The sequence below is a fragment of the Gluconacetobacter liquefaciens genome (assembly GCF_003350405.1).
GTDB classification, from domain to species: Bacteria; Pseudomonadota; Alphaproteobacteria; order Acetobacterales; family Acetobacteraceae; genus Gluconacetobacter; species Gluconacetobacter liquefaciens.
In genome coordinates this window covers 164179-184044 of the sequence record NZ_QQAW01000002.1, presented here as the reverse complement: position 1 = coordinate 184044, position 19866 = coordinate 164179, and the positions used below count along the sequence as shown (strand labels likewise).

Sequence of the window (19866 nt, the reverse complement as noted above, 5' to 3'; positions counted from 1 at the left end):
CATTCCACGATGAAGCCGACAGTTCGAAACCGCGCGACGGAAAGCTGACTGCCATGACCATTCCCGCCCGCGTCCATTTCTGCTGGGTCGGCCCCCGCCTGCCCTGGGCCTATGTCTTCGCCATCCTCTCGGCCGCCGCGACGGGCGACATGGACATGGTCATCCTGCATCACACCGATGCGCTCGCGGACGGTCCGCAGAAGCGCACGCTGGAAAGCACCCCCGGCGTCATCCTCTCCCGAATCGACCCGCAGCACGACCTGGCGGCCGTAGAACAGGCCGCCGACCTGCCACCGGGCAGCCTCGTCGCGCTGTATGAAGGCGTCCGTACACCGGTCCAGCGCGCGGATATCCTGCGCACCGCAATCTTGTACCGCGACGGCGGCATCTATCTGGACATGGATACCCTCACCACAGCCTCGCTGCGCCCGCTTCTGGAATCCGGTCCGTTCGTCGGGGCCGAGCGCATCGTATGGCCGCCGCATGTCCGAAACACGCGGTCGCCCCTGCTGAAGGCACGGCATATCGGCCTGTCGCTGGTGCGCCGCGTGTTCCGCGCTCTGCCCGGCGGCTGGAAAGGGTTCCGCCGGGTCGAACATCTTTATCCGCTCGGGCTGAACAACGCGGTGCTGGGTTCTCCGCCCGGCGCGCCCTGGCTGCGCGCCTGCCTCCGTGCCATGCTGGCCCTGTCGCCGGAGGCACGGCTGCGGCCCTACGCGCTCGGTCCCCACCTGCTCCAGAGCGTCGTGGAGCAACGGGGCGCGAAGGATCTGACCATCCATGACCCGTCCGTGTTCTACCCGGTACCGCCCGAGATTTCGGAACATCTCTTCCGGACCAGCCGACAGGCTCGGGCGGAGGATATCCTGCTGTCCGGCACGCGCGTGGTGCACTGGTATGCGTCGGTCCGCACACGCTCGCGGGTAGGCCAGATCACGCCAGCCTATGTCAGGGCCCATCGCAACAGCGAATATTACAGTGCCCTGGTCTGCGCCACGGTCCCCGACCTGCCCGCCGACAGCGATCCGGACTGAGCGCCGCGCCCGACAGCCTCTTCACCATTGACGGCAAACCCGGCAATCTCCAGAAACGGGCAATCGCCCGGGGGGAGACGGTTTCACAACCGCCGATCCCGGAGCGAGGCCCAGATATGCATCTGCACCAAGCGGGGGAAACATAATCATGTCGTTCGAGAGCATGAAGTCACAACTCTCTGCCAAGCCTGGTTTCATCGCCGCCCTTGACCAGAGCGGGGGCTCCACGCCCGGCGCGCTGGGCCATTACGGCATTCCCGAAAGCGCCTATAACGGCGACGACGAGATGTTCCGCCTGATGCACGAGATGCGCGTGCGCATCATCACGGCACCGTCCTTCACCGGCGACAAGGTCATCGCCGCCATCCTGTTCGAGCGCACGATGGACGGGCTGGTCGGCGACAAGCAGGTCCCCGCCTATCTGTGGGAAGATCGCGGCGTCGTCCCGTTCCTGAAGGTCGACAAGGGGCTGGAAGAGGAAGTCGACGGCGTGCGGCTGATGAAGCCGATCCCCGGCCTGGACCCGCTGCTGGCCCGTGCCGTTAAGCTGGGCATCTACGGCACCAAGGAACGCTCGGTCATCAACCTGGCGAACCAGGAGGGCATTGCCGCCATCGTGACGCAGCAGTTCGATCTGGCCCGCCAGATCGCCGCTCACGGACTGGTGCCGATCCTGGAGCCGGAAGTCCTGATCAAGAGCCCGCAGAAAGCCGCCGCCGAAGCGATCCTGCGGGACGAACTGGCACGCGGCCTCGACGCGCTGCCCGGCGACTATCAGGTGATGCTGAAGCTGACGATCCCCGAGACCCCGGACCTGTATCTCGACCTCGTCCGTCATCCGCGCGTGCAGCGCGTCGTAGCGCTGTCCGGCGGCTACACGCTGGACGATGCCTGCACCCGCCTGGCAGCCAACCACGGCATGATCGCCAGCTTCTCCCGCGCTCTGGTCGGCGACCTGAAAGTGTCCATGACCGACGCCGAGTTCGACGCCACCCTGGCAAAGGCGATCGACAAGATCTACCAGGCCTCCACCACCAAATCCTGAAACCTGCCTGGAAATGCGCGCTGGTGGCGATCCGGCGCGCATTTCCGGCACTTCGCTGCTCACGGCCATCAAGGCCGCTCCGCTGCGATGCTCGAAAATACACGCCGGGCGCGGCCCAAGGGCCGCTCTCGCTCACCAGCCCACATTTCTGGCGTAACCGGATTCCGCCCGGTCACACCGTCACATCGACCGGCCGAAAGCGCATCCGCTCCAGCGATCGGCGCGTCTCGGCGATCATCGCGCGCGGCGGCAGCAACAGGCCGGGCTCACTCAGGCAGGCCACTGCACCCGCCAGCAGCAGGACATTCCCCTCCCGTCCCTCGGCCTCCTCGAACAGGCGCACATCGCCCCAAGGCGTCACCGCCCGTCCGGCGGTGACGGCGGCCCGACCGACCAGATCCGGCCGACCGGGCCCCTCAAACAGGTTCATCGCCAGAAATCCATCGTCCGCCAGACGGTAGGCCGCATCGGACAGGAAGCCCGCCCCCACCAGATGGCCGGGCACGACATCCCCCCGGAAGGCATCGACGATGATCGCGCCGAAGCGCCGGGTCGCGGGCAACCCGCGCAGACAGGCCGCCCCATCCGTCAGATGGCAGGGAATCCACGACGGCAGGCCGAAATGCTGCCGGGCGATGGCAAAGGCCAGCGGATTCACATCGACCAGTTCGACTGCCCGCTCCGCCCTGTCCAGCATGGTGGCCAGCGAGCCGCCACCACAGCCGATCACCAGAACCGGCTCATCCGGCCGGGTGCCCGCCGGGGTCTGCATCAGGAAACCGAACAGCGCATGGATATAGGGCGCGTAACTGATGCCGTCGGCGTCGCTCTCGCTCTGGCACCAGCCCTCCTGCCAGTAGATGCGGCTTTCAGTCCGAATATCTTCGCTGATCCAGATATCGCCCTGGTCGCTGCGATAATGAGCCAGCACTTCATGGTCGGGGGGGATAAAGGCTGCGGTCATGTCACGGCACCGGTCCCGGCGGAATCGGACCCGACAACCGATCCCGCAGATCGGCCATCGCCCCCGGCAACGCAAGCCAGACCAGGATCGGCGCCAGCCCGAGCAACGCACCCGCCCGCCACCAGCCATAGGCGAGCGCCCCACCCACCCCACCACAGGCGAAGGACAGGACAATCCCGCCATGAAGCGCCAGTCGCTCGCGGACCTGCACCATACGGCCCGGATCACCCGGCCGGCGCACGGCGTCCAGCCAATCCGCGAGTTCGATCCCGAAATCCGTCAACATGCCGGTCATATGCGTCGTGCGCACCCGTGCGCCGGAAATGCGCGTGACCGTGGCGTTCTGCAATCCCATCAGAAAACTGAGCCCATAAGCCAGAACCGGCTCGCGCGGCCCGACCCGCAATGCGATATCCAGCGCCCCCAGCAATGCCAGCAGCAACGCCTCCAGCAGGATACTGTAGGCATAGATGGCCGGGCGACCATGACGCCGACCGGCATTGACCAGAAAAGCAGACAGAACCGCCCCCGCCACGAAAGCGGCGATCAGCCCCAGGCAGGCCACTGCAGACGACAGATCGACCGCGCGCAGGTCCATGGACAGGCTGGAGAGGTTGCCCGTCATGTTGGCCGAATAATACCCGACCGCGAGAAAGCCCGCCGCATTGACCGCACCGGCGACCGCCGCCAGCGAACAGCCCAGCCGGCGGTCCATAACGAACGTTCTGGCTTCCCCCTCGCGCAGCAGCATCCTACCCGCCCTGTGTCACCCCATCCGCCATGAAGGATTGCAACCCGGCATCCAGCGCGCGCTCGAAGGCGGCAAGCGTCTCCTCGCTGGCATAATGCTCGATTCCCTCGGCATCGATACGAACATTCTCGGTGCTGATCCCCAGCGCGGCCAGAAAGGATTCGACGATCCGATGCCGTCGGCGCACATCCATCGCCAGCGACGCACCGGCCTCGGTCAGGAACACACCGCGATAGGGCTTCTGCGTCACGAGCCCCTCATTGGCCAGCCGGGCCAGCATCTTCGCCACCGTGGGCTGGGAAACGCCCAGCCGCGCGGCGATATCGACCTGTCGAGCCTCCATGCCCTCGGCGAGCAGATCAGCGATCAGTTCGACATAATCCTCGACCAGAACATTGCGCCGCGCCGCACGATTGGCCCGAAATCCCTCGGATTGCGCCTGCGCGTCCACGATACGCGGCGCTTTGGCGGCCCCCGCTTGTCTTTTCAATGCATCCCTCGCGGCCAGACAATATTCTCAGAAGCATAAAACATTCCTTCCCTTCAGTCCATCCAGGCGGAATGCGACGGCGACGACGGACCAGCCGAGGTCCTTCTACAGCAGAGAAGCCGCACCCGTTTCCACGGGCGCCGCCGGGGCGGCAGCGGCCGATGCCTTCTCATCCAGCACGCGGGATTTCGGGGCCTCGAACGCCCATGACACGCCCTCCGGTTCATAGCGATATGTTACCGCCGCCCCGATGACGGCCCGCGGATTCCGCTCGATCACGGCCGTACCGAACCCCTGGCGGACGGGCGCCTTCACTCTGGGGCCACCACTTTCCTGCCAGACCAGCCGAAAACGATCGCCATCGTTCCGCTCCAGCACCGCCCAGTCGATAGCCACCGTCCCGGTGTCGTTCGACAGCGCGCCGTATTTAATGGCGTTGGTCGTCAGTTCAAAGATCGCCAGCCCCAGCCGTTCCGCCGTCTCTGGCAGCAGGCGCAATCCACCCACACCATGCAGCAGCAGGCGTTTCTGGTTCACGTCGCCAATCACCGCCGTTTGCGAAGCCAGCAGCTTTTCGATCGTGATCCCCGACCATTGTCCATTGATCAGCAGATCCTGGTTCCGCGCGATCGCAGCAATGCGCTGGCCGAGAATCGCCACGAACGGCGCCTGCGGGTCCGGCACGGTCCGCCGGATCAGCGCCTGGACCACGGCGAGCATGTTCTTCGACCGGTGCGCCAGTTCATGCAACAGCAGCGCGATCCGGCGTTCGCTGGCACGCTGCACGGTCACATCACGCGAGACGCACAGAATGGCCTCGACATCCTCGTCGGCGTTTTTCAGCGGCGTCAGCATATTGTCCCAATGGCGCGGGTCCTGACCCGGCAACTGGCTGACCCCAAGGAAACGCGCATTCTCCCCCTGCTTCGCCTTCAACAGCGCCTGGCGCCCTGCCTGATGCGCTTCCCTGGGCAGCAGATGCAGCCAGTCCATGCCGAAACCTGAGTTTTCGCCCACATTCAGCGCCACGCAGCCGGCCCGGTTCATGCGCGCCAGCGTCCCATCCGGCCGGACGAGCTTGATGCAGTCAACGCTGACATCGAGCATTTCCTGCTGTACCCGGCTGTCGCGCAGAAGCGCCAGTTCACGGCGCTTTCGGGCATGGATATCCGTCAGGCTCAGGAGCCAGTGGCGCCCCCCATCCAGTCCCTCGGGCAACGGGCAAACCCTCAGCAGAAACCAGCGTGCCCCATCGACCGGATGCAGGATGCGCAGATCAGCCTCGAACATGCCGCCGGCCAGCATAGCCTCCCGCATCGCCGGGTCGAACTGGCGCTGATCGGCGGGAAGAACCCATTCCATCCATCGGGACGAAGCAAAATCCGCTGTCCCGTATTCCCGCCAGACCGTGTTGAAATATTCATGCCGACCGTCGTCTCCGCAGACGCAAACCATGTCCGGAACAAGGTCGAGAGAACTATATCGATCTTCAGAAAAGGCTTTTTTCTCTTGCGACATGCGTACTTCTGACTGTTTGGCCGGTGTCCGGGCCACCCGATATTACCCCAATAAATATAACAAATTATGGCAATATGCTCTCCTCGAAAGAAATTCATCCATCATATTGAATTATTTATAAATTCTCCCGCCACGACATGCCATGCGCCCCCATGCCGGAGGGCATGCCGGTTGCTGTGGCCGCGGCTTCCTGCCATGCAGGCCCGATGACGCAAGATCGGGATTTCGAGATCTTCCTCGCCACCGCACCCGGCCAGGAAGACGCGCTGTGTGGCGAAATACGCCTGAAGGGCTTCAGGCAGCCCCATGCCGTTCCCGGCGGCGTCGTCATCAGGGGAGGTTGGCCGGAAGTCTGGCGCGCCAATCTCTGGGTCCGGGGGGCCAATCGTATCCTGGCGCGCATCGACGCCTTCAAGGTCGTCCATCTCGCCCAACTCGACCACCGCGCGCGGCTGGTGCCGTGGGCCGGCCTCCTGCGTCCCGATATCCCTTTCCGGGTCGAAGCGTCCTGCACCGGGTCGCGCATCTACCACGCCGGCGCCGCCGCCGAACGGATCGAGAATGCGATCCGCAAGACGATCGGCGCCCCCTGCTCAACCGATGCCGAACTCACGATCCGGGTAAGGATCGACCACGATCTCTGCACGATCAGCATCGACAGTTCCGGGGATCTGCTGCACCGGCGCGGCCACAAGCAGGCCGTCAACCGCGCGCCCATGCGCGAAACCATGGCCTCGCTCTTCCTCCTGCAATGTGGCTATGACGGCAACGAGCCGGTATTCGACCCGATGTGCGGCTCGGGCACCTTCGTCATCGAAGCCGCCGAGATCGCGGCCCGCCTCAATCCCGGCCGCTCGCGCCATTTCGCGTTCGAACACCTCGCCAATTTCGACGAAGCCGCCTGGCAGAAAATGCGCGACGTCAGAAGCATGCGCGTGCCGGCATCCCGCTCCTACGGCAGCGACCGCGACGCCGGGGCCATCACCATGAGCCGCGCGAACGCCGAACGCGCGGGCGTCACCCCCTGGACGACGTTCCAGCAAACCCCGATCAGCGACGTCCGCCCCCCCTGCGACACGCCGGGACTGGTCATCGTCAATCCCCCCTACGGGACCCGCATCGGCGACCGGACGGCCCTGCTCCCCCTCTACCGCGCGTTCGGGCGCACGCTGGCAACCCATTTCAGCGGCTGGCGCGTCGGCCTCGTCACCACCGAATCCGGCCTGGCCCACGCCACCGGCCTGCCCTTCCTGCCCAACACCGCGCCAATACCGCATGGCGGCCTGCGCGTAACGCTGTTCCAGACCGCTCCCCTCGCCTGATACCCTGGCGGGCAGCGGCCATCCGGCCCGACCCACGAGGCTTCCGACGCAGCCTCCCAGCCTTTCGCGTGCGGATTCCCAGCCATGATATCCCTGCCATGATCGACATTCGACAGATGCGCTATTTCGTCGTGCTGGCCGAAACGCTGCATTTCGGGCGCGCGGCCGAGCGCCTGCATCTCAGCCAGCCGCCCCTCAGTCGCCAGATCGCCGCCCTGGAAAAGGAACTGGGCGTCCGCCTGCTCGAACGCAACTCGCGCCATGCGACCCTCACCCGTGCCGGCCAACGTTTCCGCGACGATTCCAAGGCGGTCCTGGCCGCGTTCGACCAGGCCTGCGCCAATGCCCAACTCGCGGAACGCGGCCAACTTGGCGAGCTTTCCATCGGCTTCATGATGTATGCCACCTACACGGTGATCCCCAGCCTCGTGCGCCGCTATGTGGCACATTATCCCATGGTCCATACCAGGCTGCGCGAGGTCATCCCGGGCTCGCTCGCCGCCGATATCCTGGCAGGCCGCTTCGACGCAGGAATCATGTTCGATCCCGGCTTCATTCGCGGCCTGCAGACAAGCGCGATCCTCAGCGAACCGCTCTGCCTGGCCGTGCCGGCAGACCACCCGCTCGCCCTCCGCCCGCTGATCGAAGCCAGGGACCTGGAAGACGAGCCCCTGCTCGCGGCACCGGTCGAGGTCTCCTCGATGCTGCGGGAGGCCATCATCCGATATTGTCGATCAGGCGGTTTCGAGCCGATCATCCGGCTGGAAACACAATATCAGCATACGATCGTCAATCTGGTCGCCGAAGGGCTGGGTGTCGCCCTGGTCCCCGACGGAATCCGGAAAGCCGGCGGCAGCGGCGTCGTTTTCTGCGATCTCGACAATGCACCGATCGTCAATCACGTCGTGGCATGGCGCCCCGGAAACCTGAACCCCGCGCTCACGCCGTTCCTCGCGGAATGCGAACGCAGATTATAAAAAGTCATGACGACAGGCACTACGCGCCAGGCGGTATGCACGGCCCCCTCTCTTCAGCGCGCCCCCTACCGACTATGGCGAAAGCACGCGGGATCATGGTCGTCGATCATGCCGACAGCCTGCATCCAGGCATAGACGATCACCGGCCCGACAAACCGGAATCCCCGCGCCTTGAGGGCTTTCGCCATCGCCTGCGACAAGGGCGACTGCGCCAATACCGCCCCGGTCATGTTGCGTACCGGCGCCTCCGGCACCATGCCCCAGGCGAAATCAGCGAAATCCTCGCCGCGTTCCATCATGGCCAGATAGGCCCGAGCATTGCCGATCGTCGCCTCGATCTTGGCACGCGCCCGGATAATCCCGGGGTCCGCCATCAGGCGCTCCACATCCGCCGCCCCGAAACGCGCGACCCGCTCGGGGTCGAACCCCACGAACGCACGCCGAAATCCCTCCCGCCGCCGCAGCACGATCAGCCAGGACAAGCCGGCCTGGAACCCTTCAAGACACAGCATTTCCCACAGCATCCGGCTGTCATGCACCGGCACGCCCCATTCCTGGTCGTGATAGGCCCGCAGCAACGGGTCCGTCTGCGCCCATCGGCAGCGGGTTACGGCAGGCGTTCCGGCAACAGCGTCATCATCCATTCCGGTCCTATAGCACAGCCCCCGCCCCCACGAACCCCGTCCGACGCCAAAGCCCCCGGCGTCGCCTACACGGCCACCTGGCGTGGCCGTCCCTCCGCATCCAGCGCGACGAACACGAAACAGCCCTGTGTCACCTTCTGGATTTCCGTCGTATGCCGAACCCGCCGCCAGGCCTGAACGTCGATCGTCATCGAAGTCCGCCCCACCTTCAGCAGGCGGGTATAAATACTGACCTCGTCCCCCACGGCGACGGGATGGTGAAACACCACGCCGTCGATCGCCACCGTGGCACACCGCCCCCGCGCGGTCAGCGCGGCGGTCGTGCTGGCGGCCAGATCCATCTGCGACATCAGCCAGCCACCGAAAATATCGCCCGCGGGATTGGTATCGCTTGGCATCGCCACAACCCGGATCGTCAGCTTCCCGTCATCAATCGTCAATTCATCAGTCATATCCACCTCTCTCGAAGCCCCGGCCGTCACGCGCGCATCGACCCGGTCTCGATAAAGCGCTGGTGCCAGCCCAGGGATTCCCGCAACAGATGCGGCGTCTCACCACCAAAGACCCCCTTCTCGGCACGGTCCAGATAATCCTTCAGCATCGGCCGGTATTCGGGATGGGCGCACCGGTCGATAATCAGCCGCGCCCGCTCGCGCGCCGACAGTCCCCGCAGGTCGGCCAGACCCTGTTCCGTCACCAGAACCTGCACGTCCTGATTGACGTGATCGACATGCGCCATCATCGGTACGATGGCGGATATGCTGCCGCCCTTCGCCGTCGACGGCGCCATGAAGATCGAGACATGGGCACTGCGCGCAAAATCCCCCGATCCCCCGATGCCGTTCTGCACCCGCGACCCCATCACGCGCGTGGAGTTCACATTGCCGTAGATATCAGCCTCGATCATCGTGTTCATGGCAATGCAGCCCAGCCGCCGGACGATCTCCGGGTTGTTGCTGACTTCCTGTTGCCGCAGCACGATCTTTTTCCGAAACGCCGCCATCTCGCGGTTGAGCAGAGCAGAAGCCCCGGCGCTGACCGAAAACGCCGTCCCCGAAGCCGCCCGCATCTTGCCCGAATGGAGCATAGCCAGCATGCCGTCCTGAATCACCTCGGTAAAGGCCACCAGATCGTCAAACGGTCCCTCGGCCAACCCCGCCATGACCGCATTGGCGACATTCCCGACCCCGGACTGAATCGGCGGCAGCAACGCGGGCAGGCGCCCGCGCGAAACCTCATGACGGAAGAATTCCATCAGATGGCCCGAAATCGCCCGCGCCGCACCATCCGTCTCGCGAAAGGAAGCGTTCAGATCAGGCTCGTTCGTCAGGACGATCGCGGCCACCTTGTCCGGATCAACATGCAGCACCGTCTCGCCGATCCGGTCCTCGGGGCGGCGCAGCGGTAGTTCGCGGCGATCGGCCGGCAGGGTATCCCCTGCCCAGATGTCGTGCAGTCCCTCGATGGCCGGATTATGCCATTCATTAACCTCGATGATGACCTTGTCGGCCATGTCGAGCCACGTCTTGTTATTGCCGATCGAGAGCGTCGGCACGACCGCGCCATCCTCCCGGATCGCCGCAGCCTCCACCACCGCCACGTCGATCTTGCCAAAGAAACCCGCCCGTACCCACGGTGCCAGCCGGCTCAGATGGGTATCGACATAGGCTGTCTCCCCGGCATTGATCCGCCCGCGCATGTCGGGGTCGCCATTATAGGGAATGCGGAAACTCACGCCGTGCGCCCGCGCCAGCCCGCCATCGAGCTCCGGACTGGTGGAGGCACCGGTAAACAGGCGCACGGTAAAGGGCATACCGGCCTGCCGCGCCTCTTCCATCTGCCGGGCCAGGGCCCTGGGGACTGCCTTCGGCGTGCCGGACGGCGTAAAGCCCCCCGTGGCCAACGTCATGCCATGCCGGATATGGCCTGCGGCGTCGTCGGCAGCGCAGATCCTGCGCCGCATGCCGGCATGTCGAACACGATCCTCGCCCATATCGGTCATTCTTTCCGTTCTTCTTGTTGCTTTTCCGGATGGCGGATCAGGCTGCGATCTCGATGGCGATCGCGGTGGCCTCCCCTCCCCCGATGCACAACGCCGCAACCCCGCGTCGCGCTCCACGCGCGCGCAAGGCATGGAGCAGGGTGACGATGATGCGCGCGCCCGTCGCACCGATCGGGTGCCCCAGCGCACAGGCCCCGCCATGCACGTTCAGCCGGTCCGCCGGAATGCCCAGATCCCGCTGCGCCGACATAGCCACTACGGCAAACGCCTCGTTGATCTCGAACAGATCGACATCGCCAACCGACCACCCGGCCCGATCCAGAACCTTGCGGATGGCCGGAATGGGCGCGGTAGTGAACCAGGCCGGCCCCTGCGAATGGCTCGCGCAGGCGCGGATTTCGGCCAGAACCGGCAGCCCCTCCCCAAGAGCGTACGACCGGCGCGCCAGCACCATCGCCGCCGCCCCATCGGCGATCGCCGACGAACTGGCGGCGGTGATCGTGCCATCCCGGCGAAAGGCGGCCTTGAGGGTGGGAATCTTCTCCGGCGAAATCTTCGGCGGATTCTCGTCAGCCGCAACGCGCACGTCCCCCTTGCGGGTCGCCAGCGTCACGGGCTCGATCTCCTGCGTAAACGCACCACCCGCAATCGCCGCCTGCGCGCGTGCCAGCGTCTGTCCGGCATAGAAATCCTGGTCCGCGCGGCTGAACCCGTAAGCCTCCGCCGTGGCCTCGCCGAAATCGCCCATCGACCGGCCGTCTTCATAGGCATCTTCCAGCCCGTCCCGCAGCATGTGGTCCACGACCGTCTCGTGTCCCATGCGGTAGCCCGTGCGTGCGCGTGGCAGCAGATAGGGCGCGTTCGACATGGATTCCATCCCGCCCGCCACCGCAATCGTCGTCGATCCCGCCAGCAGCGCATCCCGCGCCATGAACACCGCCATCATGCCCGAGCCACAGACCTTGTTGACCGTCGCAGCCGCCGTCCCCTGCGGCAGGCCCGCGCCCAACGCCGCCTGGCGGGCCGGATTCTGCCCGATCCCCGCTCCCAGAACGCAGCCCATGGTCACCATATCCACCCTGTCGGGCGCCAGTCCGGCCCGGCCCAGCGCACCGCGAATGGCGGTCGCCCCCAGCATCGGCGCCGTGGCGGCGGCCAGATCGCCCAGAAACCGCCCCAGCGGCGTCCGTGCGGCCGCAATAATGACGGCAGGATCTTCATGTATCATGATGTCTCTTCCTCGTCGCGCTGACCTGACCGGTCAGCCAAGCGCCTTTTCCAGTTCGGGAACGATCTCGAACAGATCGCCGACGATGCCGTAATCGGCCACCTGAAAGATCGGCGCATCCTCATCCTTGTTGATTGCCACGATCACTTTCGCGTCCTTCATGCCGGCCAGATGCTGGATCGCCCCGGAAATGCCCAGCGCGATATACAGGTCGGGCGCCACGACCTTGCCGGTCTGACCCACCTGCAGGTCATTGGCTGCGTATCCCGCATCGACCGCCGCGCGCGACGCGCCGATGGCGGCATGCAGCCGTTCCGCAAGCGGGCCGAGAACCTCCTGGAACTTCTCGGCCGATCCCAGCGCCCGCCCTCCGGAAACGACGATCCGGGCCGATGCCAGATCCGGCCGGTCGCTGCTGCTCAGCGTCTCGCCGTCGAAGCGCGCCTGCCAGACGCCATCAGGTACCCTCACCTCCTCGACCGGCACGGCAACGTCGCCCACCCCGGCGGCGGAAAAGGCGGATGTCCGGATCGTCAGAAGTTTCTTTTCATCCGTGCTCTGCACCACGGCGACCGCATTGCCGGCATAGACCGGCCGCTCGAACGTATCCGGCGAAACCACCCGCACCACGTCGGAAACCTGCATGACGTCGAGCAGCGCCGCGACACGCGGCAGCACATCCTTGCCGCCGGACGTCGCCGGCGCGGCGATCACCCGATACCCCCCGGCCAACGACAGAACGAGCACGGCCACCGGCTCGGCCAGCCCGTGCGCCAACGCCTCGTCGTCCGCCAGGAGCACCCGCCCCACGCCCCGGAGTTTCGCAGCCTGCCCGGCCACCGGCCCGGCCTGATGTCCCGCGACCAGAACATGCACCGCATCGTCGATCGCCCCCAGCGCACTCAGGGCGCGGGCCGTCGCGTCGGAGAGCATGCGGTTGTCGTGATCCGCGATAAGAAGTGTCGTCATACTGATCTCCGAAATCTCGCGGTTACAAAATAAACGTGTCAGACAATCCCCGCTGCGCGCAGGTCTCCGACCAGTTCGGACGCGGTCGCCACCCGGATGCCCGACTTGCGCCCGGCAGGCGGCCGCACCGCCAGAATCTTCAGCCGTCGGCCGATATCCACGCCGTAATCGGCAGGCGCGCCGATCTTCAGCGGCTTCTTGCGGGCCTTCATGATGTTGGGCAGCGCACAATGCCGGGGCTCGTTCAGGCGCAGATCCGTGGTCACCACCGCTGGCAGCGGCAGCGACAGCCTCTGCAATCCGGCATCGATTTCCCGCGTCACCAGCAGCCGCCCATCCTCGAACCGCACGGCAGAGGCGAACGTCGCCTGGGGCCAGCCCAGCAGCGCCGCCAGCATCTGGCCGGTCTGGTTGCAATCATCGTCGATCGCCTGCTTGCCCAGGAGGACGAGGTCTGGCTGCTCCTCCCCCACGACCGCACGCAGCAGCTTGGCCACCGCCAGCGGTTCGACCGTCTCGTCGATCTCGATCAGCGTGGCCCGGTCGGCCCCCATCGCCAAAGCCTGGCGCAACGTCTCCTGCGCCTTGGCCGGCCCGATGGAGACAACCACAACCTCCTCGGCCAGCCCCGCCTCCTTCAGGCGCAGCGCCTCCTCCACCGCGATCTCGCAGAACGGATTGATCGACATCCGCATGCCGGAGAGGTCGATACCGCTTTCATCCGTCCGGACGCGCGGCCGGGCGTTGGAATCGAGAACCATTTTGACTGGAACAAGGATCGTCTTCATGGATGATTTTCCTTCGTGGATCATATCCGGGGCCGCACGTCAGAAATCCCCGGCGTCCAGCCCCATGAGGGCCGCGCTCCCCGCTCCGATCTGCCGCGCCAGCGCCCCCGCCTGCGGCAGGACGCGGCCGGCAAAGAACCGGCCGACCGCGATCTTGCGCCGCGCATGCGCATCCGCGTTCTCCCCCATCGTCACCACGGTCAGGGTCATCCGCAGCCACAGCCAGCCGAAGGCCACCAGCGCGAACAGGCGCAGGTAATCGGTCGCCGCCGCATTCCGCTCGCCCGATCCGGCAAGATCGCCGTCGATCAGCCGCGCCGTCACCAGTTCCAGATGCGCCAGCGCCTCTCCCACGGCCACGCGGAGCGCGGCAGCCTCGGCAACGCCCTCCGCCTGCTCCACTGTCTCCCTGATCAGCCCAAGGAACATCCGGACAGGACGCCCCCCGTCCAGCGGCAGCTTCCGCACCACCAGATCCTGTGCCTGGATGCCGTTCGTCCCTTCGTAGATCATGGCGATCCGGGCATCGCGGACGAACTGCTCCTGCCCCCATTCCCGGATATAGCCATGTCCGCCCAGCACCTGCTGGCCCAGCACGGCGGCCTCGAACCCGAAATCGGTCAGCGCCGCCTTGATCACCGGCGTCAGCAGCGCCACCAGCCCACCGGACACGCGCCGGATTTCCGGATCGGGATGGAATTTCTCCTTGTCCATCTCCAGTGCCGTAAACAGGCTCAAGGCCCGCCCGGCCTCGATGAAGGACAGCATCGACAGCAGCATCCGCCGCACATCCGGGTGGGCAATGATCGGCGCGGTGCCGGCACCATCCGTCGCCCGCCCCTGCAACCGCTCGCGCGCATAGGTCGCGGCGGTCTGGTAGGAGGCATCGGCCACCCCCAGCCCCTGCACACCGACGAACAGCCGCTCGGCATTCATCATGGTAAACATCGCGGCGAGGCCACGATGTTCCTCTCCCACCAGCCAGCCCTGGCACCCGTCATAATTCATGACGCAGGTCGGCTGGGCGTGAATACCCATCTTGTGTTCCAGCGCCCCGACCGAGATGGCATTGCGCACACCCGGCGCCCCATCCCGATCGGGCAGAAATTTCGGGCAGAGAAACAGGCTGATGCCCCGCGTGCCCGCCGGCGCCCCCGGCAACCGCGCCAGCACGAGATGAATGACGTTCTCCGCCATGTCATGATCGCCGGACGAAATAAAAATCTTCGATCCGGTCACGGTGTACGAACCATCACCGCGCGGCGCCGCCGTCGCCTTCAGCAAGCCCAGGTCGGACCCGGCGCCCCCCTCGGTCAGCGCCATCGCACCGGTCCAGGTCCCGGCAATCATCTTCGGCAGATAAAGCGCTTTCAGCGTTTCGTCGCCATGCGCCTCGATCGCTTCATACGCCCCGCGCGTCAGGCCGGGAAACAGCCCGAACGACAGATTGGCGGCCGACAGCATCTCGTCCACGAGAATCTGCACCGTGCGCGGCAACCCCTGCCCGCCATGCTCGGGCGACGCAGACAGGCCACCCCATCCGGCATCGGAAAACGCTGCATAGGCCTCCGCGAAACCCTTGGGCGTCCGCACCACGCCGTCTTCCAGGCGACAGCCCTCGGCGTCGCCGCTCATGTTCAGTGGCTGGAGAATCTCGGCGCAGAAACGCCCGGCCTCTTCCAGCACGTTCCCGACCACATCGGTATCGATCTCCACATAAGCGGGGATTTCGGCAAAGACCTGTCCGGCGCCAAGGACATCCTTCAGCACGAACATCATATCCTCGACCGGAGCCTTGTAGGATGGCATGTCCTGATTCTTTCTTCTTGTGCGGTGTGTTTGCGGCGTGCCGCCCGTCAGTTCCGCAGAGGTTTTCCGGTAGCGATCATCTGGCGCATGCGCGCCCGGGTCGGTTCGGTAAAGGCGAGGTCCAGAAAGCATTCCGTCACACGCGCATTCAGGTCCGCGACACGGACAGGCCGCCCGTCACCAGACAGAATGTCGGCCAGCGCCCCCGCAATCACGCGGTCATGCGGCGCGAGAGAAGGCGCCAGATCCACCACCACGCCCTCCAGCACCGCACGCGGCGGCAGAGGCAGATCCGGCGCGACGGGCGGCCGGAAACCGGGCCGCAACGCCTGCGCGACGGTGCGGGCCTCGGCGATCAGCCTGTCGGCATTCATCACGATGCGATCATCCGGCCGCAGCAGGCGGGCCTCCCGCGCGCGAAAGGCGCCCGGCCACGTTACGCCCTGCACCACGGCCCGCAACGTCGCAGCGGCCGCCGCGCCCGCATCCAGCCCGGCGGCCTGATGCCGCGCCAGCCACGCCGGCACGCCACCCCAGCCCGGCACCAGCCCGACCTGCGCCTCGACCAGCCCGATCCGCGCCTCGGCATGGGCCACCACCCGATGGGCATGCAGCAGACATTCACATCCACCGCCGACCGCCAGCGCCCCAACTGCCCCGACAACCGGAAACGACGCACCAGCCAGCGCATCGAACGCCTGCTGCCCGGCGCACAGAAACGCTTCAAGCCCTGCCCGGTCATTGCCCTCCGACAGCGCCAGCATGGCTTTCAGGTCCGCGCCGGCACTGAAGACCGGCCCGTCATTCCCCACGACCAGCGCATCGAAATGATCCGGCACGACGGCCGCAACCCGTTGCACCGCCTCGATCAGCGGCGCGGCAAAGACGTTCAGCCGGGTCTGGAAGGCAAACAGCCCCACACCCTCGCCCAGATCCCACAGCGACGCGGCCTCGCTCGACCAGACCGGTTGCCGGGCCAGACGCAGCGCCGGCAGCGCGATGACGCCTTCGGCCGGCTCCAGAGGCGCATGCACCGCCCCCTGCGCCCGCGGCACCAGAACCTCGCGCGCGCCCTCCACAACACGATAGAACCCGCCGGCGGAGGCCGCCTGCAAAAGAGCGGGCACCGGCTGCCCATCCTCGGCCAGCCGGCCTGCCAGCCATTCCGCCCCGATCCGGTCGATCAGTTCGAACGGCCCAAAGGTCCAGCCATAGCCAAGCCGCATGGCCTCATCCACCTGGTCGGGCCGATCCGCGATCTCCGGCACCAGAGACGCCGCATAGGCCAGGGTGCGCGACATCACCGCCCAGGCATAGCGCCCTGCCGGATCGCCCCCCGCCATGAGCCGACGCGGCTCCCCCTCCAGCACCGGCGCCGCGCGCGGGTCGCGATACGCCCCGCCGGAAAGGTCCAGCACCTCCCGCGCCCCGCCGCCAGCGGCCGTCCGGTAGAAGCCGCCGCCACCCTTGCGCCCCGTCAGCCCCTGCTCCAGCATCGCGGCGACGCGCGCGGGCTCGGCGTCATAGGCCTGAATGGCGTCCCCAGCCGGCAGATTGGCCTGAAGCGAGCGAATCAGCCCCGGCATCAGGTCAATGCCGATCAGGTCGTACAACCCGAACACCCCCGTACGCGGCAGGCCGAACGGCTTGCCCATCACCGCGTCGGCGGTCTCCACGTCGATCCCCAGCCGCAAGGCTTCGCCCAACCCCGCCGCCAGCCAGAAACAGCCGATGCGATTGGCGATAAACCCCGGCGTGTCGTTGCAGGCCACAATGCTCTTGCCGAGGCCGACATCGATAAAGCGGCGCAACCGCGCCACGCTGTCAGGATCGGTCCGCGGCCCGGTCACCAGTTCCAGCAGGCGCATCTGGCGCGGCGGATTGAAGAAATGCGCAATCAGCACGTCACGGGCCAGCGCCGGGTCCATGCCCTCCACCAGATCGCGCAGCGGAATCGTCGATGTGTTGGACGACAGCACGCAACCAGGCTTCCTGACCCGCGCGATCTCCGCGAACAGGCCGCGCTTGATGTCCAGCCGCTCGGCCACCGCCTCCACGATCCAGTCCGCATCCGCCAGCAACGCCATGTCGCTGCGCGTGCTGCCGCTCCGCACCCGGTCCGCGAAACCGGGCAGCATGAAGCCCCCGGCCCTGACCTGCCGCTCCACCGCATGGGCGGCGACCTCGGCATCCAGGTCCAGCAGCACGACCTGCGCCCCGGCATTGGCCATATGCGCCGCGATCCCGGCTCCCATGGTCCCGGCGCCGATCACCGCGCAGGTCAGAAACGGACTTTCGTTTTCGATATCGTTCATGTCTTGGCCTCACATATTCGCGTAACTGGGGCCACCACCGCCCTCGGGCGGGGTCCAGGTAATGTTCTGAGCCGGGTCCTTGATGTCGCAGGTCTTGCAATGCACGCAGTTCTGCGCGTTGATCACGAAGGAGGCCGCTCCATCCGCCGCCACCGCAACCTCATAGACCCCCGCCGGACAATAGAGCCGCGCAGGCTCGCCAAACCGGGGCAGGTTCTCTCGGATCGGCAGCAGCGGATCGGCCAGCCGCAGATGGCAGGGCTGATTTTCCTCGTGATTCACACCCGACAGATACACCGAGGACAACCGGTCGAAGGTCAGCACCCCGTCCGGATTCGGATAGGCGATCGGCGTCACCTCGGCGCGCGGCCGCAGGCTGGCATGATCGGCCTTGCGATGCCGCAGCGTGCCCAGAACCGACCCCCCCCCCGCCAGCGCATGCGCCCACATATCCAGCCCGCCGAGCGCCAGCCCCGCCAGCCCGAAGCGCGACCACAGCGGCTTGACGTTGCGGACAGGATAAAGATCCCGCCCGATCGCGGACATCCGCCATCCCGCCTCATAAGATCGCGGTTCGGCCAGATCCGGCTCCGCGACAATCGCATCGGCCGCCTGCATGCCGGAGAGGATGGCGTTATGCGATCCCTTGATCCGCGCGACATTCATGAATCCGGCCGCACAGCCGATCAGCGCCCCGCCCGGAAAGGCCACACGCGGAACCGCCTGCCATCCGCCCTCGGTCAGGGCCCGCGCGCCATAGGCCACCCGGCGCCCGCCGGCCAGCAGATCGCGCATGGATGGATGCGTCTTGAAACGCTGAAACTCGTCGAACGGCGACAGGGTCGGGTTGGCATAGTCCAGATGAACGACAAACCCCACCGTCACCAGATGATCCGCACCGTGATAGACAAAGGACCCGCCCCCCGTATGCCGGTCCAGCGGCCATCCCACAGTGTGCCGGATCAGGCCGGGATGACACTTCCCCGGCGCGACCTCCCACACTTCCTTGATCCCGATGCCATATTTCTGGAATCCGGAATCACGGTCCAGTCCATTCCGCGCAATGACCTGCTTGCTCAGCGAGCCACGCGCCCCTTCCGCGAACAGGGTGTAGCGCGCGCGAAGTTCCATTCCTGGCGTAAAAGATGCCGTCGGCTGCCCATCCTTGCCGATCCCCATGTCGCCGGTCGCAATCCCCACGACCCGACCGGTCTCGTCATAAAGGATCTCGGTCGCCGCGAACCCGGTATAGATCTCGACCCCAAGCCCTTCCGCCCGGCCCGCCAGATACCGCGTCACCTCGCCCAGCGAGCCGACGAAACATCCCCTGTTGCCCAAGCGCGCAGGAAACAGCATTTCCGGCACGGAAAACGCCCGCTCCCGCGTCAGAAACGCAAATCGATCTTCCACCACCTCCTGGCGAAGCGGGCGATCCTCCTCATCTCGCCACCCCGGCAGCAACGCATCCAGACCCACCGGGTCCATGACCACTCCGGAGAGGACATGGGCACCGGTTTCCGCCCCCTTCTCGACCACGATGACCTGAAGTTCGGGTGCCCGCTGCCTGAGCCGGATCGCCGCCGCCAGACCCGCAGGTCCCGCCCCGACGATCACGACGTCACACGTCATCTCCTCTCGATCCTCTCGATGCCCAGGCACCTGCATCCCCCCTCGCGTCACCAAACATACCAAACACTTGTTTGGTGAAATCTACGGATCGGCTCAACGCCTTGTCGAGGCCCAAAATAGCCACGAGTGATCACAGATGTATGATGTCAATCGGCGTTGAATTCTGCCCCGTCTGGATACGGGTCCGGATTTCTCCCTGGCGCCGTAGACGCAAGCGAGAAACCGGGGCGGGATCGTTCGTTCCGATGGGGATCAGGAGCGCTTCCGGACGGACGCCGTTTCCAGCCGGGCCGTCGGCCGACCGGTGAAAATCCGCGCCTCTGCGGAGCGTGTCGATATCCGCCAGGACGGACAACTGGTCGCAAACCAGCGTGACGCAGC

The 19866-nt window shown here is 66.0% G+C and carries 17 protein-coding genes; 4 read left to right on the top strand and 13 right to left on the bottom strand.

Going from position 1 to position 19866, the window contains the following annotated elements; genetic code table 11:
• Positions 1–53 precede the first annotated feature (53 nt).
• Together C7453_RS04105 and C7453_RS04100 are read left to right on the top strand one after the other, a co-directional pair.
• Positions 54–1034: a glycosyltransferase gene (locus C7453_RS04105; RefSeq protein WP_114726278.1), complete on the top strand. Its 981-nt coding sequence runs from the start codon at positions 54–56 to the stop codon at positions 1032–1034.
• A gap of 148 nt (positions 1035–1182) precedes the next feature.
• Positions 1183–2079, top strand: coding sequence for a fructose bisphosphate aldolase (locus tag C7453_RS04100; RefSeq protein ID WP_114726277.1), 897 nt, complete (start codon positions 1183–1185; stop codon positions 2077–2079).
• A gap of 172 nt (positions 2080–2251) precedes the next feature.
• Here the strand turns inward: C7453_RS04100 and C7453_RS04095 are convergent, their stop codons facing one another.
• From C7453_RS04095 to C7453_RS04080, 4 genes are all read right to left on the bottom strand, one after another.
• Positions 2252–3043 carry a spermidine synthase gene (locus tag C7453_RS04095; RefSeq protein ID WP_114726276.1) on the bottom strand — a complete coding sequence of 264 codons (792 nt, stop codon included), beginning with the start codon at positions 3041–3043 and terminating at the stop codon, positions 2252–2254.
• A gap of 1 nt (position 3044) precedes the next feature.
• Positions 3045–3794 carry a YoaK family protein gene (locus tag C7453_RS04090; protein ID WP_114726275.1) on the bottom strand — a complete coding sequence of 250 codons (750 nt, stop codon included), beginning with the start codon at positions 3792–3794 and terminating at the stop codon, positions 3045–3047.
• 1 nt (position 3795) lies between these two features.
• Positions 3796–4284: a manganese-binding transcriptional regulator MntR gene (gene mntR, locus C7453_RS04085; RefSeq protein ID WP_114726274.1), complete on the bottom strand. Its 489-nt coding sequence runs from the start codon at positions 4282–4284 to the stop codon at positions 3796–3798.
• Positions 4285–4389: 105 nt separating this feature from the next.
• A complete protein-coding gene (locus tag C7453_RS04080; RefSeq protein WP_114726273.1) occupies positions 4390–5802 on the bottom strand; it encodes a sensor histidine kinase in 1413 nt (470 codons plus the stop codon).
• 206 nt (positions 5803–6008) lie between these two features.
• Here C7453_RS04080 and C7453_RS04075 point away from each other — a divergent pair, with 206 nt between their 5' ends.
• Entirely contained in the window at positions 6009–7124 is a 1116-nt protein-coding gene (locus C7453_RS04075) for a THUMP domain-containing class I SAM-dependent RNA methyltransferase (RefSeq protein WP_114726647.1), read from the top strand.
• Positions 7125–7222: 98 nt separating this feature from the next.
• Positions 7223–8101: a LysR substrate-binding domain-containing protein gene (locus C7453_RS04070; RefSeq protein WP_114726272.1), complete on the top strand. Its 879-nt coding sequence runs from the start codon at positions 7223–7225 to the stop codon at positions 8099–8101.
• A 65-nt stretch (positions 8102–8166) separates the two neighbouring features.
• Here C7453_RS04070 and C7453_RS04065 read toward each other — a convergent pair whose 3' ends face one another.
• From C7453_RS04065 to C7453_RS04025, 9 genes are all read right to left on the bottom strand, one after another.
• Positions 8167–8745: a DNA-3-methyladenine glycosylase I gene (locus tag C7453_RS04065; RefSeq protein ID WP_114726271.1), complete on the bottom strand. Its 579-nt coding sequence runs from the start codon at positions 8743–8745 to the stop codon at positions 8167–8169.
• A gap of 65 nt (positions 8746–8810) precedes the next feature.
• Positions 8811–9197 carry an acyl-CoA thioesterase gene (locus C7453_RS04060; RefSeq protein ID WP_114726270.1) on the bottom strand — a complete coding sequence of 129 codons (387 nt, stop codon included), beginning with the start codon at positions 9195–9197 and terminating at the stop codon, positions 8811–8813.
• 26 nt (positions 9198–9223) lie between these two features.
• Complete coding sequence (locus C7453_RS04055; RefSeq protein WP_211311018.1) at positions 9224–10747, bottom strand: succinate CoA transferase; 1524 nt, start codon at positions 10745–10747, stop codon at positions 9224–9226.
• A gap of 37 nt (positions 10748–10784) precedes the next feature.
• The gene (locus C7453_RS04050; RefSeq protein ID WP_114726269.1) at positions 10785–11975 is read right to left on the bottom strand and encodes a thiolase family protein; all 1191 of its coding nucleotides are present in this window, start codon (positions 11973–11975) and stop codon (positions 10785–10787) included.
• 33 nt (positions 11976–12008) lie between these two features.
• Positions 12009–12944 (bottom strand): electron transfer flavoprotein subunit alpha/FixB family protein, encoded by a 936-nt coding sequence (locus C7453_RS04045; protein ID WP_114726268.1) that lies wholly within the window; start codon positions 12942–12944, stop codon positions 12009–12011.
• Positions 12945–12982: 38 nt separating this feature from the next.
• Positions 12983–13732, bottom strand: coding sequence for an electron transfer flavoprotein subunit beta/FixA family protein (locus C7453_RS04040; RefSeq protein WP_114726267.1), 750 nt, complete (start codon positions 13730–13732; stop codon positions 12983–12985).
• A 39-nt stretch (positions 13733–13771) separates the two neighbouring features.
• Complete coding sequence (locus tag C7453_RS04035; RefSeq protein WP_114726266.1) at positions 13772–15541, bottom strand: acyl-CoA dehydrogenase family protein; 1770 nt, start codon at positions 15539–15541, stop codon at positions 13772–13774.
• A gap of 47 nt (positions 15542–15588) precedes the next feature.
• Entirely contained in the window at positions 15589–17856 is a 2268-nt protein-coding gene (locus tag C7453_RS04030) for a 3-hydroxyacyl-CoA dehydrogenase/enoyl-CoA hydratase family protein (protein WP_114726265.1), read from the bottom strand.
• Between the two features lie 9 nt (positions 17857–17865).
• Positions 17866–19485, bottom strand: a complete 1620-nt coding sequence (locus C7453_RS04025; protein WP_114726264.1) for an electron transfer flavoprotein-ubiquinone oxidoreductase — start codon at positions 19483–19485, stop codon at positions 17866–17868.
• Positions 19486–19866 lie beyond the last annotated feature (381 nt).

Excerpts from the sequence above, each read along its gene's own strand:
- C7453_RS04105 (WP_114726278.1), top strand. The coding sequence starts at position 54 with ATGACCATTCCCGCCCGCGTCCATTTCTGCTGGGTCGGCCCCCGCCTG.
- C7453_RS04100 (WP_114726277.1), top strand. The coding sequence starts at position 1,183 with ATGTCGTTCGAGAGCATGAAGTCACAACTCTCTGCCAAGCCTGGTTTC.
- C7453_RS04095 (WP_114726276.1), bottom strand. The coding sequence starts at position 3,043 with ATGACCGCAGCCTTTATCCCCCCCGACCATGAAGTGCTGGCTCATTAT.
- C7453_RS04090 (WP_114726275.1), bottom strand. The coding sequence starts at position 3,794 with ATGCTGCTGCGCGAGGGGGAAGCCAGAACGTTCGTTATGGACCGCCGG.
- C7453_RS04080 (WP_114726273.1), bottom strand. The coding sequence starts at position 5,802 with ATGTCGCAAGAGAAAAAAGCCTTTTCTGAAGATCGATATAGTTCTCTC.
- C7453_RS04075 (WP_114726647.1), top strand. The coding sequence starts at position 6,009 with ATGACGCAAGATCGGGATTTCGAGATCTTCCTCGCCACCGCACCCGGC.
- C7453_RS04070 (WP_114726272.1), top strand. The coding sequence starts at position 7,223 with ATGATCGACATTCGACAGATGCGCTATTTCGTCGTGCTGGCCGAAACG.
- C7453_RS04065 (WP_114726271.1), bottom strand. The coding sequence starts at position 8,745 with ATGGATGATGACGCTGTTGCCGGAACGCCTGCCGTAACCCGCTGCCGA.
- C7453_RS04060 (WP_114726270.1), bottom strand. The coding sequence starts at position 9,197 with ATGACTGATGAATTGACGATTGATGACGGGAAGCTGACGATCCGGGTT.
- C7453_RS04055 (WP_211311018.1), bottom strand. The coding sequence starts at position 10,747 with ATGACCGATATGGGCGAGGATCGTGTTCGACATGCCGGCATGCGGCGC.
- C7453_RS04050 (WP_114726269.1), bottom strand. The coding sequence starts at position 11,975 with ATGATACATGAAGATCCTGCCGTCATTATTGCGGCCGCACGGACGCCG.
- C7453_RS04045 (WP_114726268.1), bottom strand. The coding sequence starts at position 12,944 with ATGACGACACTTCTTATCGCGGATCACGACAACCGCATGCTCTCCGAC.
- C7453_RS04040 (WP_114726267.1), bottom strand. The coding sequence starts at position 13,732 with ATGAAGACGATCCTTGTTCCAGTCAAAATGGTTCTCGATTCCAACGCC.
- C7453_RS04035 (WP_114726266.1), bottom strand. The coding sequence starts at position 15,541 with ATGCCATCCTACAAGGCTCCGGTCGAGGATATGATGTTCGTGCTGAAG.
- C7453_RS04030 (WP_114726265.1), bottom strand. The coding sequence starts at position 17,856 with ATGAACGATATCGAAAACGAAAGTCCGTTTCTGACCTGCGCGGTGATC.
- C7453_RS04025 (WP_114726264.1), bottom strand. The coding sequence starts at position 19,485 with ATGACGTGTGACGTCGTGATCGTCGGGGCGGGACCTGCGGGTCTGGCG.